Consider the following 16,577-nt stretch of genomic DNA (forward strand, 5'->3'; position numbering starts at 1 on the left):
CAACCGTGTTCCATGTCTAATACAACTTATTACAATCCTGCCCCGGCCGTAACAAGTCAGCGCAGGCGCGCCTGCCATTCCGGACGCAGCAGGCTGTACATTTTGACATCGCGCATCACGCCATTGATAAAGAAGGCCTGGCGCAGCAAGCCTTCCTGGGTAAAGCCGTTCTTTTGCGCGATGCGCTCGGAACCGATGTTCAGCGGGTCCATCAGCAGCTCCAGCCGGTGATACGGATAGGCGTTGAACAGGTAGTCGACCAGCAGGCGCGTCGCTTCGCTGATGTAGCCGCGTCCATCCCGCTGCCGGTCGAACAGGCGGTAGCCGATCTCGCGCGAGGCTGGCGTGCGGCTCTTGAAGTGCGTGATCGTGCCGATGATGTGCTGGGCGTGGTCTTCGATGAGGAACAATTCGCTGTCCTCGGTCACGAAGCCCGATTGCAGGAAGTCGCGCCGCATGGCCTCGGGCGACTTGAATTGCATCGAGAAAAACTCGCCGCGCGAGGGCAGGTCGTTGACGAGGGAAATATAGGTATTCAGGTCGGCGGCCTGCAGATGCCGGACGGTACAGAGTGTTCCCTTGAGCATGGCGGTTTCCGGTAGCGATCACGATTCTGATGGTAATCGAGTCTGGGGGGCGAGGCAATCGATCCCGTAAAAGTTGCTGCAATGACAGAATAAATACGCTATCGTAGAAAAAGTCGCGCCTTGCCCATGGCCACGGCGTACCCGCTTCGACCTCGTTGACTGGATTTGAACACATGCATAGCATCCTGACTGGCGCGCCATTGCGCCGTTCCGCCGTATCCCTTGCCCTTGGCTGCATCGTCAGCGCCGGCGCCTTTGCCGCCGCGCCAGGCAATGCGCCGCAAGCGCTGGCGCAGGTGCGCGACACCGCGCTGCAAAGCGACTGGGCGTACGCCCGCCTGGCCGACATGACGGATCTGATCGGCCCGCGCCTGTCCGGTTCCGCCGGCGCGGCGGCCGCCGTGCAGCAGGTGGCCGACACCATGCGCCGGCTGGGCGCCACCGTCACCTTGCAGCCCGTGAAAGTGCCGCACTGGGTGCGCGGCGTGGAAACGGCGGAAATCGTCGATTACGCGGGCCGTCCGCAAGGCGTGTCGCAGCGCGTGGTGCTCACCGCCCTGGGCGGCTCCGGCGCCACGCCGGCCGCCGGCCTGACGGCGCCTGTGATCATCGTCAAGAGCCTGGATGAACTGAAGGCGCGCGCGTCGGAAGTGAAGGGCGCCATCGTGCTGATCGACACGCCGTTCGACCAGGAGATGGCCGAGCGGGGCCTGGCCGGCGTCACCTATGGCCAGGGTTCGCGCGCGCGCTTCCTCGGGCCGAAGGCTGCGGCCGACCTGGGCGCGGCGGCCGCGCTGGTGCGCTCGGTGGGCGGCGCCGATTTCCGCATCCCGCACGCGGGCGCCACGGGCCTGGACGAGAATAAACGCATTCCCGCCGCCGCCGTCACCGTGGAAGACGCCTTGCTGATGGGCCGCCTGGCCGCGCGCGGCCCCCTGAAAATGCACCTGACCCTGACGCCGCAAAACCTGCCGGAAGCGGACAGCTACAACGTCATCGCCGACTGGCCGGGCACGGACAAGGCCGACGAAGTGGTGGTGGTTTCGGGCCACCTCGATTCCTGGGACCTGGCGACGGGCGCGCACGACGACGGCGCCGGCGTCGTGGCAGCCATGGGCGTGGTGGAAACCCTGAAAAAGCTCGACTACCGTCCGCGCCGCACCATCCGCGTAATCGCCTGGATGAACGAGGAAAACGGCGGGCGCGGCGGCCAGGCCTATTTCGAGGCCCACAAGCAGGCGCTCGGCAAGCAGTACGCGGCCATCGAGATGGATAGCGGCGCCGGCCGCCCGTTCGGCATCCTCGCCAGCGTGGGGCCGAAGTCGGAAAAACTGTTCGCGCCCCTGCGCGCGGCCCTGCTGCCGATGGGCGCGCATGCCTTCACGCGCCGCGACGCGCTGGGTACGGGCGACTTGCACCGCCTGGAAACGGGCGGCGTACCGAGTTTCGAGCCGCTGGTGGACAGCCACAGTTACTTCCACTACCACCACACGGCGGCCGACACGCTGGACAAGGTCGCCCCGGAAAACCTGAAGCGCAACGTGGCGCTGATGTCGTCGCTGGCCTGGTTCCTGGCCAATATCGACGGCGAGATCGGCCGCGCGCCGGAGCAGGCCGAGTAAGCGCCAGTGCTGGCGCCGGCAACTTGGTGCCAGCACTGCATGCCAAGGTAAACACCATGTCGCTACCCGATCTGAATCTGTTGATCACCCTCGATGTCCTGCTGGCCGAAGGCAGCGTCACGCGCGCGGCGCGGCGCTTGCGTTTGAGTCCATCGGCCATGAGCCGCGCCCTGGCGCGCCTGCGCGAGACGACGGGCGATCCGCTGCTGGTGCGCGCCGGCCGTGAACTGGTGCCCACGCCGCGCGCGCTGGAGCTGCGCGCAAGAGTGGCTCCCCTGCTGGGCGAAGTGCTGGCCGTGCTGGGACCGGCGCAGCAGCTGGATCCGCGCCAGCTGGCGCAAACGTTTACGCTGCGTTCGAGCGACGGTTTCGTGGAAAATTTCGGCCCGGCGCTGCTCGCGCATATCGGCGCGCAAGCGCCAGGCGTGCGTCTGCGTTTCGTGCAAAAGCTCGACCGCGAAAGCGTGCAGCTGCGCGAGGGCAGCATCGACCTGGAAACGGGCGTGATCGGCAGCCTCACCAGCCCGGAAGTGCGCACGCGCAGGCTGTTCGGCGACCGTTTCGTGGGCGTGGTGCGCAGCGGCCATCCGCTGGCGCAGGGCGACATCAGCGCCAAGCGCTATGCGGCCGGCCGGCATGTGCTGGTGGCGCGGCGCGACCAGGAGACGGGGCCGATGGACGACGCGCTGGCCGCGCTGGGATTGCAGCGCACGATCGCCAGCATCGTCGGCGGCTTCACGGCGGCGCTGGCGCTGGCCGCCGGCTCCGACCTGATCGCCACCGTGCCGGAACGGCATACGGGCAATCTGCGCGCCGGTATGTTCAGTTTTGCGCTGCCGCTGCGCATGCCCGACCTGACCGTGTCGCTGATGTGGCATCCGCGCATGGATGCCGACCCTGCCCACCGCTGGCTGCGCGGCTGCGTGGTCGACGCTTGCGCGGCCCGGATCAACGCCGGCTGACGCCGCCGGCGCGCCAGCTCAGGGCCAGCAGCAGCCGGACAGGGTGGCGCCGCAGGCCAGGGCCAGCAGCAACAGAGGGACAGGCAGGGATGGGATTGCACGGGTGCGTATCATGTGGGGTCTCCAGTTTTGCTCAGGGTGCGGCCAAGCACGAAAATGACTAGCGCGGCGAGTATCAGCGCGCTGGCCACGCCAAAGGTGGCGTGCATGCCGCCGACCATGGCGGCTGGCCGGGCGCTGGCGATATCGCCGGCGCCGGCAGCGAAGACGGCACCCATCACGGAGGCACCCGTGACGAGTCCCAGATTGCGCGACAGATTGAGCATGCCGGAAATGACGCCGCGCTGATCGGCAACGATATCGCCCATGACGGCCGTATTGTTGGCTGCCTGGAACAGCGCATAACTGGCCGTGAGCAGCATGATGGGCGCGACGTAGCCGGGAATGCCCAGGCTGGCGGGCAGCAGTGCCAGCGCCAGGCAGGCGCCGGCCGCGCCGCACAGGCCCGCGCCGCCCATGCGCTGCGCGCCGTAGCGGTCCACCAGCCAGCCGGACGGCACGCCGCAGAACGCCGCCACCAGCGGCCCCGCCGCCAGCACCATGCCGGTAACGGCCGTGCCCAGGCCTAGGCCGCGCGCCAGGTAGAAGGGGCCGACCACCAGCGTGGACATCATCACCGTCGCGACCAGCATGCTGGTCGCCAGGCCGGCGCCGAGCGCGGGCGCGCGCAGCATGGCCAGGCGTATCAGCGGCGCCGGCGCCTTCAGCTCGACCCGGACGAACAGGATGGCGCCGACGCAGGCGGCCAGCAGCAGCGCCGCGTTGCGCACGCCGAAATGGCCGCGGCCCAGGGTCATGGCCAGCGCATAGGCACCCAGGGTCAGCGCCAGCAGCGCAGTGCCGCGGTGGTCGAACACGGGCCGTTTGGCGTGCGCGTCGCGCTGGTCCGCCGGCAGGTAGCGCCAGGCCAGCAGCAGCGCCAGGCCGGCCAGCGGCACGTTGATGAGGAAAATGGCTTGCCAGCCGAAGCGCGCGATCAGCAGGCCGCCCAGCGCGGGGCCCAGCGTGGTGCCGACGGCGGACATGGTGCCGAGCAGGCCCATGGCGCCGCCCGTCCTGGCCTTGGGGACGGTGCTGCCGACCATGGCCATGGTCAGCGCCATCATGACGGACGCGCCCAGGCCTTGCAGGGCGCGCGCGGCAACCAGCAGCCACAAGGTGGGCGCCAGCGCGCACAGGATGGAAGCCATGGCAAACAGCGCGATGCCGGCCAGCAGCAGGCGGCGCCGGCCGACCATGTCGCCGAGGCGGCCCACGCTGACGATCAGGGCGGTGATGGCCAGCAGATAGGCGAGCACGATCCATTGCACATCCTGGAACGGAGCCTGCAGGGCCCTGGCCATGTCGGGCAGGCCGACGTTGGCGATGCTGGTGCCCAGCGCGGGCAGCAGCATCGCCAGGGACAGGCTGGCAAGCGCGCCGCGCACGGGCATCGTGGCGCTGCCGGCCTGGGACGCCTGCTGGCTGGGTGAAGCGGGTTTTGACGGTGCATGCATGGCGTGGCTGATCCTCGAATGGGGTCATTACATGGTATCGAGGGATATGGCATGGCGGAAGGCGCATCATTTGCATTGTGTTGTTGCGTTTGACGCCATGTGTGCGGCGCGGCCGGTTCGCCTGGAAGCTCGCTGCGCGCCGGCGGCCAGTACTTGGACTTTATTTCGAGTAACCCTGCAAATTGTCCGCCGTGTCATGCCGGATGCCCCACCACGGCAAATACGCATTGTTTTCGCCGCGCGCGCGGAACCACGGTTTGTCGTGGGCGATGGGCCGCACCGTGGCTGGCGGCAAGACCAGCACGCCCGTGACGCCGTCAGGATCGCTGGTGCCCGCCACCAGCACGGGCTTGCCGACGTGGTTCGCATGGGCGATACCCAGGGCGACATTGGTCAGCGCCGTGCCGGCGCCCATTTCGCCCAGCAGGGCCGGCGTATTGAAGGTCTGCGGCAGGAAGTCGAATCCCGGTACTTCCAGGGTCAGCGCTTGCGCCAGCTGACCCAGACGGTCGGATGACGAGGGCAGGTTCTTGCTGGCGTCGTGGATGACGTAGCCGATGTCTTCTTCCGTCTTGCCGCCATGGCGCGCCGCCTCGGCAAATACCGCCTGCCACGCCTGCACGGCGCGCGGCGGCTTGTCCTTGCCCGCTTCAAAATCGGCCACCTTGCGCGTGGCCGGATAGCCTATCCACGCCAGCGCCGCGCGCTCCGTCTTGTAATCGGGGCCGGCCAGCACCAGCAGCACCAGGTTTTCATTGATCTGCATGGTCTTCGGCCGGCTCGGCGCATCCCAGTTCATCACCCACACGGTTTCCTTCGGATGCGCTTCCAGGTAGGCCAGCGCGGCTTTCAGTGAGGTAAAACCCGCGTTGTTGCCGCCCAGGGTGATGCGCACGTCGGGTGGGGTGGCGCGGGTCCAGAGGGTGGGGAAATTGACATTGCCGATGCTGAAGGTGTCGGTGATGGTTTGTTGCGTGAATTGGTGTACTTCTGCCAGATCGAATTTTTCGTCAGGCAGGGCATATTCCACGCGGATACCGGCCAATTCGCGCCAGTTCTGTTTTTGATCCTTGGGGTAGACGTGGTAGAAGTAGGTGGGGCTGGAAAAATAGATATCGTGAAAATTGGTCATCAGTTCGAGTAGATATTTATGGTGATAGCCCTTGAACGTTTCCCTTCCATTGATATCGTGGGCAATGGGGGCGACTGCCTGCAAGGTACTGAAACCCCTGGGATCCGTCCTGACCATATCGTCATTCTTGTTGGGTTTGGCCAGGCCAAGCGTCCAGAGCAGCTGCCACTCGGTGGGATAGTCGAGCCGCTGCAGCGGATTAAGCCACTGCAGGCCCACGACCTGTGCCCGGAAGGGAGCTTGGACAGTGGTTTTTGGGAGACCGTCTTCTTTCTGCGCCGGCTTCACGGCGCAGGCCGTCAATAGCGCAAACAAGGAGAAGGCGGCGAGCGTGGGCAGCGCGAGGAACTGTTTCATGAAGTCTCCAGGTGAATGGACATGCTGGTGACCGGCATAGTCCGACCAGATAGACCAACATGCCAGGGAAATGACGAAGAGAAATGTGGCGAGGGCCCAGGTCAGTCGCTGGCGCGGCGTGGCAATGAATTTATGCACCGTCAGTCCTCAGCGCAAAGTTGGTGGATGCCGGAAGGTGCTGGCGTTGCGCTTGGGATTGAGGAAACCGTCATTCGTCAATTCGCGCGCGTAGGTGGCGGCCTGCATCTGTCCGGCCGCCGGGCCTGGGATCGCCAGGTCCTCGTCGCGGCGCTTCAGACGCGCATTCAGGCCAGCGCACAGCCCTTGTTCGGCTTGCTCATACCATTCGCCATCGGAATTGACGCCATGCACGAAGATGACGATGCCGGGACGGGGCAGGCGCGTGACGGCCTGGAGCAGCGCATGGCTGAACAAGGTCGTGCCTTCGGCTTCGGCGAGCAGGATGCAATTGCCAGCTAGCGTAGGGTCGGGCGACATGCGGGCGCTCCGTCAACGTTAAAGATGAAAAGCGGCGCCTAAGCGAACTCAGGCAATCTGCACTGTATGCGGATTGCCTGAGGTGGGACTTGCTTGGTGTCAAGAAAGAAAGCGCGGCGGGCGGGGAATGCCGGGGGAATCAGATCGCGTTCAGCGGTATTTTGAGGTAGCGCACGCCGTTGTCTTCCGGCTCGGGCAGCTTGCCCGCGTTGATGTTGACCTGGATGGCGGGCAAGATCAATGTCGGCATGTCCAGGGTGGCGTCGCGGCTGGTGCGCATGGCCACGAATTGTTCTTCCGTGATGCCGTCGCGCAAGTGGATGTTGCCGGCGCGCTGTTCGGCCACCGTCACTTCCCAGCGCGCCTCGCGGCCGTTGGGCGGGTAGTCGTGGCACATGAACAGCCGGGTCTGCGGCGGCAGCGACAGCAGGCGCTGCGCGGAGCGATACAGCAGCGCAGCGGAGCCGCCGGGGAAGTCGCAGCGGGCCGAGCCCACGTCCGGCATGAACAGGGTGTCGCCGACAAACACGGCGTCGCCGATCTGGTACGCCAGGTCGGCCGGCGTGTGGCCGGGCACATGCAGCGCGCGCACTTCCAATGCGCCGATATGGAATACCTGGTCGGGCGCGAACAGCTGGTCGAACTGCGAGCCGTCGGCCTTGGCCGCACCCTGGTGGTAGACGGCGGCGAAGGCTTGCTGCACCGTCTGGATGGCGGCGCCGATGGCCACGTCGCCGCCCAGCTGCTGCTGCAGGTAGGGCGCGGCGGACAGGTGATCCGCATGCGCATGGGTTTCCAGCAGCCAGCGGCACTGCAAGCCGTGTTCGCGCACGAAGGCGATCACCTTGTCGGCCGAAGCGGTGGAGGTGCGGCCCGCCTTGGGATCGTAGTCGAGCACGGAATCGATGATGGCGCAGTCCCGCCCGTCGGCCTCATACACGATATAGGTGACGGTGGCGGTGGCGGGGTCGAAGAAAGCTTGGATTTGTGGAGTCATCACGGCGGCAAGGGACGGACAGGGAATGGCATTATATCGCCAGAGTTCGCTAAAAAAATGCTGTAAATTCACATTTAACATGCGGAAAACAGATAAGGGGGCAGGCATGCGGCCGTTACAGCCGTGCGCACCCCGGCGCTTGCAGCATGGTAACCTCATTCTTCCAAGGAGGAATTCATGAACGATATCACTGCACGCAGCGAACAGTACCGCGGTTTTACGATTTCCGTGACCCCGCAAAAGGATAACGACGATTTATGGGATTTTACCTACCGCCTGCAGCGCGAAGGCGAGCCGGAAGCGCAGGCGATCACGCGCAGCCGCACCCTGGGCGGCTACGCAGCCCCCGAAACGGCTTGCACGGCGGGCCTGCAAGTGGCCAGGACGGAAGTCGATAATCTGCTGCGCCCTTGAGCCAGCGTAAATCGTTTAGCCCGAAAGTGAGCCTGACCACGGCTGGCGCGTGAAACACGTCGCTGCCAGCCGCGCTTCATGCTACGATTTCCACTATTGAGTCAGTCACGAAGGAGGCACCCATGGATAGCAGTTCTAAAATTCACTATAAAGGCTGGGAAATCGTTCCCCTGGCCGTGCCCACCACCGACGGCAAATGGTCGGCCAGTTGCGACATCGAGCGCGCCACGGCCGAAGGCCTGGAAGTATTCGAAGGCTCGACCATGCAATTCGTGCGCGACGACGAGGAGGGCGCCATTGCCGCCGCCTGCGAAGAAGCCGTGCGCCAGATCGACAACATCATCGCCAACCCGCTGGTGCGGCTGGCCTAGTTCTCTACTCTTTCAGTCATCGTGTTCCCACAGCCGGCATCCGCCGGCTGTTTTTTTTGCGCGCGACCGGCGGCGCGTGTGCCTGCCCCCATCTTTTCATCCAGTGTTGTTGCATGTTTCAATGCAGTGTTTCAAAATGAAATTATGAAACGATAATGAAACATCGTACGGGACAAACGTGACATCGTTGTTCCCTGGCGTGACAGCCCCGGAGCAGCGCTGGCTGGCCCCTTGTCGCCTGTTTTCACTCTGCCGTCACGTGTTGTTCGCCGCGCCGCGCCGGCCTGGCACGGCATTTGCAATACTGATGTTCATAGCCACTCCGTGAAACATTCGGGACCATCCGAAACCCATAAGGTGAACACATGACTCAATACTCCGCAGGTGCCGCATTCCGCAAGGCCGTCCAGGAAGAATCCCCGTTGCAAGTCGTCGGCGCCATCAACGCCAACCACGCCTTGCTGGCCAAGCGCGCCGGCTATAAAGCCATCTACCTGTCCGGCGGCGGCGTCGCGGCCGGCTCGCTGGGCTTGCCCGACCTGGGTATTTCCAGCCTGGACGACGTGCTGACCGACATCCGCCGCATCACCGACGTGTGCGACCTGCCGCTGCTGGTCGACGCCGACACGGGCTTCGGTTCGTCCGCCTTCAACGTGGCGCGCACGGTGAAATCGATGATCAAGTTCGGCGCGGCCGGCCTGCACATCGAAGACCAGGTGGGCGCCAAGCGCTGCGGTCACCGTCCGGGCAAGGAAATCGTGAGCAAGGAAGAAATGGTCGACCGCATCAAGGCGGCCGTCGATGCGCGCACGGACCCGAACTTCGTCATCATGGCGCGCACCGATGCGCTGGCCGTCGATGGCCTGGAAGCGGCGCTGGAACGCGCCGTCGCCTGCGTCGAAGCGGGCGCCGACATGATCTTCCCGGAAGCCATCACGGACCTGGACATGTACGCCACGTTCGCCAAGGCCGTCAACGTGCCGATTTTGGCCAACATCACGGAATTCGGTTCCACGCCGCTGTTCACCTTGGACGAACTGCGCAGCGCCCATGTGGGCCTGGCCCTGTATCCGCTGTCGGCCTTCCGCGCCATGAACAAGGCGGCGGAAAACGTCTACCAGGCGCTGCGCCGCGACGGCACGCAAAAGAACGTCGTCGACACCATGCAGACGCGCATGGAGCTGTATGAATCGATCAATTATCACGATTTCGAGCAAAAGCTCGATGCGCTGTTCGCCGCGCAAAAGAAATAAGTAAAGAAAAGTAAAGAAGCAGGGGCCGCATGCCGGACCCGCAGTGACGCAACCGAGACTAGTCAATTTTTGGAGAAATCAATGAACGCACCGCAAGCCGCCACTTTCAAGCCTAAAAAATCCGTCGCCCTGTCCGGCGTCACCGCCGGCAATACGGCGTTGTGCTCGGTCGGCAAGACCGGCAACGATTTGCACTACCGCGGCTATGACATCCTGGACGTGGCCGACAGCTGCGAGTTCGAGGAAATCGCCTACCTGCTGGTGCACGGCAAGCTGCCGACAGCCGCCGAACTGAAAGGCTACAAGGCCAAGTTGAAGTCGCTGCGCGGCTTGCCGTCGGCCGTCAAGCTGGCGCTGGAAGCGCTGCCTGCCGCCGCCCACCCGATGGACGTGATGCGCACGGGCGTGTCCGTGCTGGGCTGCACCCTGCCGGAGAAGGACGACCATAACGCGCCGGGCGCGCGCGACATCGCCGACCGCCTGATGGCGTCGTTCGGCTCCATGCTGCTGTACTGGTACCACTACAGCCACAACGGCAAGCGCATCGAAGTGGAAACGGACGACGACTCGATCGGCGGCCACTTCCTGCACCTGCTGCACGGCGAAAAACCGTCGGCGTCGTGGGAAAAAGCCATGCACACGTCGCTGATCCTGTACGCGGAACACGAATTCAACGCCTCGACCTTCACCAGCCGGGTCATCGCCGGCACGGGCTCGGACATCCACTCGGCCATCACGGGCGCCATCGGCGCGCTGCGCGGCCCGAAACACGGCGGCGCGAATGAAGTGGCGCTGGATATCCAGAAACGCTACGACAACGCCGATGAAGCGGAAGCGGACATTCGCGAACGCGTGGCCAACAAGGAAGTGGTGATCGGCTTCGGTCACCCCGTCTACACGATTTCGGACCCGCGCAATAAAGTCATCAAGGAAGTGGCCCGTTCGCTGTCGCAGGAAGCCGGTTCCACGAAAATGTTCGACATCGCCGAGCGCCTGGAGACGGTCATGTGGGAAATCAAGAACATGTTCCCGAACCTGGACTGGTTCTCGGCCGTGTCGTACCACATGATGGGCGTGCCGACGGCGATGTTTACGCCGCTGTTCGTCATCTCGCGTACTTCGGGCTGGGCCGCCCACATCATCGAGCAGCGCATCGACAACAAGATCATCCGCCCGAGCGCCAACTACGTGGGTCCGGAAGACCTGGAATTCGTCCCGATCAAGGACCGTAAATAATGAGCACCAACATGAACACCTTGCACCGCAAATCCTTGCCGGGCACCCAGCTAGACTACTTCGACACGCGTGCCGCCGTCGATGCGATCCAGCCAGGCGCCTACGCCACCTTGCCCTACACCTCGCGCGTGCTGGCGGAAAACCTGGTGCGCCGCTGCGACCCGGCGACCTTGAACGCTTCGCTGAGCCAATTCATCGAACGCCGCCGCGACCTGGACTTCCCATGGTTCCCCGCGCGCGTCGTCTGCCATGACATCCTGGGCCAGACGGCCCTGGTCGACCTGGCCGGCTTGCGCGACGCCATCGCTGCCCAGGGAGGCGACCCGGCCCTCGTAAACCCCGTCGTGCCGACGCAGCTGGTGGTGGATCACTCGCTGGCCGTCGAATGCGGCGGTTTCGACCCCGACGCCTTCGCCAAGAACCGCGCCATCGAAGACCGCCGCAACGAAGACCGTTTCGACTTCATCGACTGGACCAAGAAGGCCTTCAAGAACGTCGACGTGATTCCGCCAGGCAACGGCATCTTGCACCAGATCAATCTTGAGCGCATGTCGCCCGTGATCCAGGTACAAAATGGTGTAGCCTATCCCGATACGCTGGTGGGCACGGATTCGCACACGCCGATGGTCGATGCGCTGGGCGTGATCGCCATCGGCGTGGGCGGCCTGGAAGCGGAAAGCGTGATGCTGGGCCGCGCCTCGTGGATGCGCCTGCCGGACATCATCGGCGTCAAGCTGACGGGTAAACCGCAGCCGGGCATCACGGCCACCGACACGGTACTGGCGCTGACGGAGTTCCTGCGCAAGCAGAAGGTCGTCTCGTCCTACCTGGAATTCTTTGGCGAAGGCGCTGCGCACCTGACCCTGGGCGACCGCGCCACGATTTCCAACATGGCGCCGGAGTTCGGCGCCACGGCCGCCATGTTCTACATCGACGCGCAAACCATCAAGTACCTGAAATTGACGGGCCGCGACGACGAACTGGTGAAACTGGTGGAGCTGTACGCCAAAGAGACGGGCCTGTGGGCCGACAGCCTGGTGGACGCGCAGTACGAGCGCGTCTTGAGCTTCGACCTGTCGTCCGTCGTGCGCAATATCGCCGGTCCGTCGAATCCGCACAACCGCGTGCCGACGTCGGAGCTGGCCGCGCGCGGGATTTCCGGCGTGGTGGAAAACGAACCGGGCAAGATGCCGGACGGCGCCGTCATCATCGCGGCCATCACCAGCTGCACCAACACGAACAACCCGCGCAACATGATCGCCGCCGGTTTGATCGCGCGCAATGCGAACCGCCTCGGTTTGACCCGCAAGCCGTGGGTGAAATCGTCGCTGGCGCCCGGCTCGAAAACAGTGGAGCTGTACCTGCAGGAAGCGGGCCTGATGCCGGAGCTTGAAAACTTGGGCTTTGGCGTCGTGGCGTTTGCCTGCACCTCGTGCAACGGCATGTCGGGCGCGCTCGACCCCGTGATCCAGGATGAAGTGGTGTCGCGCGACCTGTACGCCACGGCCGTCTTGTCGGGCAACCGCAACTTCGACGGCCGCATCCACCCGTACGCGAAACAGGCGTTCCTCGCCTCGCCGCCGCTGGTGGTGGCTTACGCGATCGCCGGCACCATCCGCTTCGATATCGAGAAGGATGTGCTGGGCCATGATGCGGACGGCAAGGCCATCCTGCTCAAGGATATCTGGCCGTCGGACGAGGAAATCGACGCCATCGTCGCTGCCAGCGTCAAGCCGGAGCAGTTCCGCAAGGTGTACATTCCGATGTTCGCCGCGCAGGCGGACGACGGCATCAAGGTCAGCCCTCTGTACGACTGGCGTCCGCAGACGACATACATCCGCCGTCCGCCGTACTGGGAGGGCGCGCTGGCTGGCGCGCGTCCCTTGAAAGGCATGCGTCCGCTGGCCGTCCTGGGCGACAACATCACCACCGACCACCTGTCGCCGTCGAACGCCATCATGCTCGATAGCGCGGCCGGCGAATACCTGGCGAAAATGGGCTTGCCCGAGGAAGACTTCAATTCCTACGCCACGCACCGGGGCGACCATCTGACGGCGCAGCGCGCCACGTTTGCCAACCCGACCCTGAAGAACGAGATGGTCATCGAGGACGGCAAAGTGAAAGCCGGTTCGCTCACGCGCATCGAGCCGGAAGGCAAAATCTCGCGCATGTGGGAAGCCATCGAGGTGTACATGGAGCGCAAGCAGCCATTGATCATCATCGCCGGCGCCGACTATGGCCAAGGCTCCTCGCGCGACTGGGCCGCCAAGGGCGTGCGCCTGGCCGGCGTGGAAGCCATCGTGGCCGAAGGTTTCGAACGCATCCACCGCACCAACCTAGTGGGCATGGGCGTGTTGCCGCTGGAATTTTTGGCTGGCGTGAACCGCAAGACCCTGGGCCTGGACGGCAGCGAAACCTATGACGTCGTCGGCGAGCGCACGCCGCGTTCCACCTTGACCTTGGTCATCCACCGCAAGAACGGCGAAACGGTCGAAGTGCCCGTCACCTGCCGTCTCGATACGGCGGAAGAGGTGTCGATCTACGAGGCGGGCGGCGTTCTTCAGCGCTTCGCGCAGGATTTCCTCGAGTCGTCCAAGGCAGCGTAAGCAGTTCGTCATTCACCGGGTGGCGCGCAGGCGCGCGCTGCCCGGCTTTTCAGGAAACCCTATGACCCACGTACCCCAAATCAAAATCCCCGCCACCTACATGCGCGGCGGCACCAGCAAGGGCGTGTTTTTCCGCCTGCAGGATTTGCCGGCCAGTGCGCAAGTGCCGGGCGCCGCGCGCGATGCGCTGCTGCTGCGCGTGATCGGCAGCCCCGACCCGTATGGCAAGCAGATCGACGGCATGGGCGGCGCCACGTCCAGCACCAGCAAGACGGTGATCCTGGCAAAAAGCGCCAAGCTTGACCACGACGTCGACTACCTGTTCGGCCAGGTCTCCATCGACAAGCCTTTCGTCGACTGGAGCGGCAATTGCGGCAACCTGTCGGCCGCCGTCGGCTCGTTCGCCATCGCCAGCGGCCTGGTGGACCCCGCGCGCGTGCCTGCAAACGGCATCGCCACGGTGCGCATCTGGCAAGCCAATATCGGCAAGACCATCATTGCCCACGTGCCCATGACGCATGGCGAAGTGCAGGAAACGGGCGACTTCGAACTCGATGGCGTGACTTTCCCGGCCGCCGAAGTGAAACTGGAATTCCTCGATCCGGCGGCAGACGAGGAGGGCGGCGATGGGGCCAGCTCGGCTATGTTTCCTACCGGCAACCTTGTCGACGACCTGGACGTACCCGGCATCGGTGTTTTAAAGGTCACGATGATCAACGCCGGCATCCCGACGATTTTTGTCGATGCGGACGCCATCGGCTACACGGGCACGGAACTGCAGGACGCCATCAATGGCGATCCGGTGGCGCTGGCCCGCTTCGAAACCATCCGCGCGCATGGCGCCTTGCGCATGGGACTCATCGCGCATCTCGATGAAGCGGCGAAACGCCAGCACACGCCGAAAGTGGCATTTGTCGCCAGGCCTGCCGGCTATGTCTCGTCCAGCGGCAAGCAGGTGGCAGCGGGCGAGATCGACTTGCTGGTGCGCGCCATGTCGATGGGTAAATTACATCATGCCATGATGGGCACGGCCGCTGTCGCCATCGGCACGGCGGCAGCCATTCCCGGCACCCTGGTCAACCTGGCGGCCGGTGGCGGTCCCCGCAACTCGGTGCGCTTCGGCCACCCGTCCGGCACCCTGATGGTGGGGGCGGAAGCGGCGCTCGTCGATGGCGTGTGGAGCGTCACCAAGGCCATCATGAGCCGCAGCGCGCGCGTGCTGATGGAAGGGGCCGTGCGCGTTCCCGGCGACGCATTCTAGTCTGCGCAGCACGCACCTGGACTCGGCCTGACCGTGCACCTGCCGATAGATAGATACTTTTGCTGGTAAAAAAACTGAGCGGCAAGGAAAATGGCAGGGCGCCAGCCGCGATGCGCGTTAGCGTGTCGCGGATGTTGGCGGCCTCCCATGCTTCCTGACCGGTGAACAGATGCTATTTAACTCCTACGTCTTCCTTTTTGCTTTTCTACCCATCACGGTGGCGGGATTCTTCATCCTGGGCAGACGCAGCCAACTGGGGGCCGCCGCGTGGCTGGCGGGAGCATCGTTGTTCTTCTACGGCTATTGGGATTACCGCTACCTGCCGCTGCTGCTGGGCTCCATCCTCTTCAACTACGGTTGTGCGGCCTTGCTCGGCGCCAGTCCGCCATCACGCCGAAAATGGCTCGTCACCGCCGCCATCGGCGCCAACCTGGGCTTGCTCGCCTATTACAAGTACGCGGGATTCTTTGTCGCCAGCCTGGCGGAATTGACGGCGCAACCGATGCCCGCCCTGCATGTGGTGCTGCCGATCGGGATATCGTTTTTCACGTTTACCCAGATCGCTTTTCTGGTCGACACCTATCAGGGCAAGGCGCAGGAAAACCGCTTTGTCCACTATCTGCTGTTTGTCACGTATTTCCCCCATCTGATCGCCGGCCCCGTATTGCACCACAAGGAGATGATGCCGCAGTTTGCGGACAAGCGCATTTTCCGTCTCTCGGCCAGGAACGTCGCTATCGGCTCGACGATTTTCTTCATCGGCCTGGCCAAGAAAGTACTGATCGCCGACAGCATCGCCCCGTATGCGGCGCCGCTGTTCGACAACCCGGCTGCGCCATCGCTGCTGGTCGCCTGGGGCGGGGTATTGGCGTATGCCTTCCAGCTGTACTTCGATTTTTCCGGCTATTCCGACATGGCCATTGGCTTGTCGCGCCTGTTCGGCGTGCGCCTTCCCCTGAATTTCGACTCGCCCTATAAATCGCGCAATATCGCGCAATTCTGGCGCCGCTGGCACATGACGCTATCGCGCTTCCTGCGCGATTACCTGTATATCCCGCTGGGCGGCAACCGCTGCGGGTCCGCGCGGCGCTACCTGAACCTGATGATCACGATGGTGCTGGGCGGCTTGTGGCATGGCGCTGGCTGGAATTTCATCGTCTGGGGCTTTTTGCACGGCGCCTACCTGGCCATCCACAAGGCCTGGAGCGCGGTGGCGCAGCGCTTGCGCCTGCCGCTCGATAGCCGCGTCTGGAAAGTCGTGGCCACCCTCGTCACTTTTGCCTCCGTCTGCATTGCCTGGGTCTTTTTCCGCGCGCCGGACATGGCAACGTCGTGGCAGATACTGCAGGGCATGGCGGGTGCCCATGGCGTCGCGGCACCCGACGTGCTGGCCAGCCGTGTGCCGCCGCTGCAGCACCTGCTGGAGGCGACGGGGATGACGTTTTATCTGGGCAGTGGACGCCTGTTCGTCGAAACCTGGACGTGGATCGCCATCGCGGCGCTGCTGGCCTTTGCTTTCCCGAATACGCAGCAGATCATGCGTCGCTGTGGGCCTGCGCTGGACTTCCAGCGTGCCCACCCTGCAGGAATAACAGGCCCTGGCATGACGAGGCTGCTGACCTGGCGCGCTTCACCGGCGTGGGCTGCCGCCATCGCGCTACTGGCACTGGCGAGCATCCTGGCCCTGAACCGGCCCGCCGAATTCTTGTATTTTCAGTTCTAGTG

General features: G+C 64.2%; 14 protein-coding genes. 9 read left to right on the forward strand and 5 right to left on the reverse strand.

Going from position 1 to position 16,577, the window contains the following annotated elements; all coding sequences use genetic code 11:
• Positions 1–56: 56 nt before the first annotated feature.
• Positions 57–587 carry a GNAT family N-acetyltransferase gene (locus tag NCG91_RS01155; protein WP_099378762.1) on the reverse strand — a complete coding sequence of 177 codons (531 nt, stop codon included), beginning with the start codon at positions 585–587 and terminating at the stop codon, positions 57–59.
• A gap of 173 nt (positions 588–760) precedes the next feature.
• Here NCG91_RS01155 and NCG91_RS01160 point away from each other — a divergent pair, with 173 nt between their 5' ends.
• A complete protein-coding gene (locus NCG91_RS01160) occupies positions 761–2,209 on the forward strand; it encodes a M20/M25/M40 family metallo-hydrolase (RefSeq protein ID WP_251348226.1) in 1,449 nt (482 codons plus the stop codon).
• A 56-nt stretch (positions 2,210–2,265) separates the two neighbouring features.
• Positions 2,266–3,171, forward strand: coding sequence for a LysR family transcriptional regulator (locus tag NCG91_RS01165; protein ID WP_251348227.1), 906 nt, complete (start codon positions 2,266–2,268; stop codon positions 3,169–3,171).
• 110 nt (positions 3,172–3,281) lie between these two features.
• On the opposite strand, the gene NCG91_RS01170 is transcribed toward NCG91_RS01165, so the two are convergent.
• The 4 genes from NCG91_RS01170 to NCG91_RS01185 form a co-directional block, all read right to left on the reverse strand.
• Complete coding sequence (locus tag NCG91_RS01170; RefSeq protein WP_251348228.1) at positions 3,282–4,727, reverse strand: MFS transporter; 1,446 nt, start codon at positions 4,725–4,727, stop codon at positions 3,282–3,284.
• Between the two features lie 160 nt (positions 4,728–4,887).
• Positions 4,888–6,216: a virulence factor gene (locus NCG91_RS01175; RefSeq protein WP_251348229.1), complete on the reverse strand. Its 1,329-nt coding sequence runs from the start codon at positions 6,214–6,216 to the stop codon at positions 4,888–4,890.
• 147 nt (positions 6,217–6,363) lie between these two features.
• A complete protein-coding gene (locus NCG91_RS01180) occupies positions 6,364–6,714 on the reverse strand; it encodes a T6SS effector phospholipase Tle3 domain-containing protein (protein ID WP_251348230.1) in 351 nt (116 codons plus the stop codon).
• A gap of 139 nt (positions 6,715–6,853) precedes the next feature.
• The gene (locus NCG91_RS01185) at positions 6,854–7,711 is read right to left on the reverse strand and encodes an MBL fold metallo-hydrolase (protein WP_251348231.1); all 858 of its coding nucleotides are present in this window, start codon (positions 7,709–7,711) and stop codon (positions 6,854–6,856) included.
• Between the two features lie 177 nt (positions 7,712–7,888).
• On the opposite strand from NCG91_RS01185, the gene NCG91_RS01190 reads away from it, so the two are divergent.
• The 7 genes from NCG91_RS01190 to NCG91_RS01220 all read left to right on the forward strand — a co-directional run bounded on the left by NCG91_RS01190 (position 7,889) and on the right by NCG91_RS01220 (position 16,575).
• Positions 7,889–8,125 carry a hypothetical protein gene (locus NCG91_RS01190; RefSeq protein ID WP_099667425.1) on the forward strand — a complete coding sequence of 79 codons (237 nt, stop codon included), beginning with the start codon at positions 7,889–7,891 and terminating at the stop codon, positions 8,123–8,125.
• Between the two features lie 122 nt (positions 8,126–8,247).
• The gene (locus NCG91_RS01195; RefSeq protein WP_034783948.1) at positions 8,248–8,496 is read left to right on the forward strand and encodes a hypothetical protein; all 249 of its coding nucleotides are present in this window, start codon (positions 8,248–8,250) and stop codon (positions 8,494–8,496) included.
• A gap of 365 nt (positions 8,497–8,861) precedes the next feature.
• Positions 8,862–9,749, forward strand: coding sequence for a methylisocitrate lyase (prpB, locus tag NCG91_RS01200; protein ID WP_034783951.1), 888 nt, complete (start codon positions 8,862–8,864; stop codon positions 9,747–9,749).
• Between the two features lie 81 nt (positions 9,750–9,830).
• Entirely contained in the window at positions 9,831–10,985 is a 1,155-nt protein-coding gene (prpC, locus tag NCG91_RS01205; RefSeq protein WP_251348232.1) for a bifunctional 2-methylcitrate synthase/citrate synthase, read from the forward strand.
• Positions 10,986–10,996: 11 nt separating this feature from the next.
• The gene (gene acnD, locus NCG91_RS01210) at positions 10,997–13,591 is read left to right on the forward strand and encodes a Fe/S-dependent 2-methylisocitrate dehydratase AcnD (protein ID WP_251349202.1); all 2,595 of its coding nucleotides are present in this window, start codon (positions 10,997–10,999) and stop codon (positions 13,589–13,591) included.
• Positions 13,592–13,652: 61 nt separating this feature from the next.
• Positions 13,653–14,852, forward strand: coding sequence for a 2-methylaconitate cis-trans isomerase PrpF (gene prpF / locus NCG91_RS01215; protein ID WP_251348233.1), 1,200 nt, complete (start codon positions 13,653–13,655; stop codon positions 14,850–14,852).
• Positions 14,853–15,021: 169 nt separating this feature from the next.
• Positions 15,022–16,575, forward strand: coding sequence for an MBOAT family O-acyltransferase (locus NCG91_RS01220; RefSeq protein WP_251348234.1), 1,554 nt, complete (start codon positions 15,022–15,024; stop codon positions 16,573–16,575).
• The last annotated feature ends 2 nt before the right edge of the window (positions 16,576–16,577 follow it).

Source organism: Janthinobacterium kumbetense (genome assembly GCF_023703445.1).
GTDB lineage: Bacteria > Pseudomonadota > Gammaproteobacteria > Burkholderiales > Burkholderiaceae_D > Janthinobacterium > Janthinobacterium kumbetense.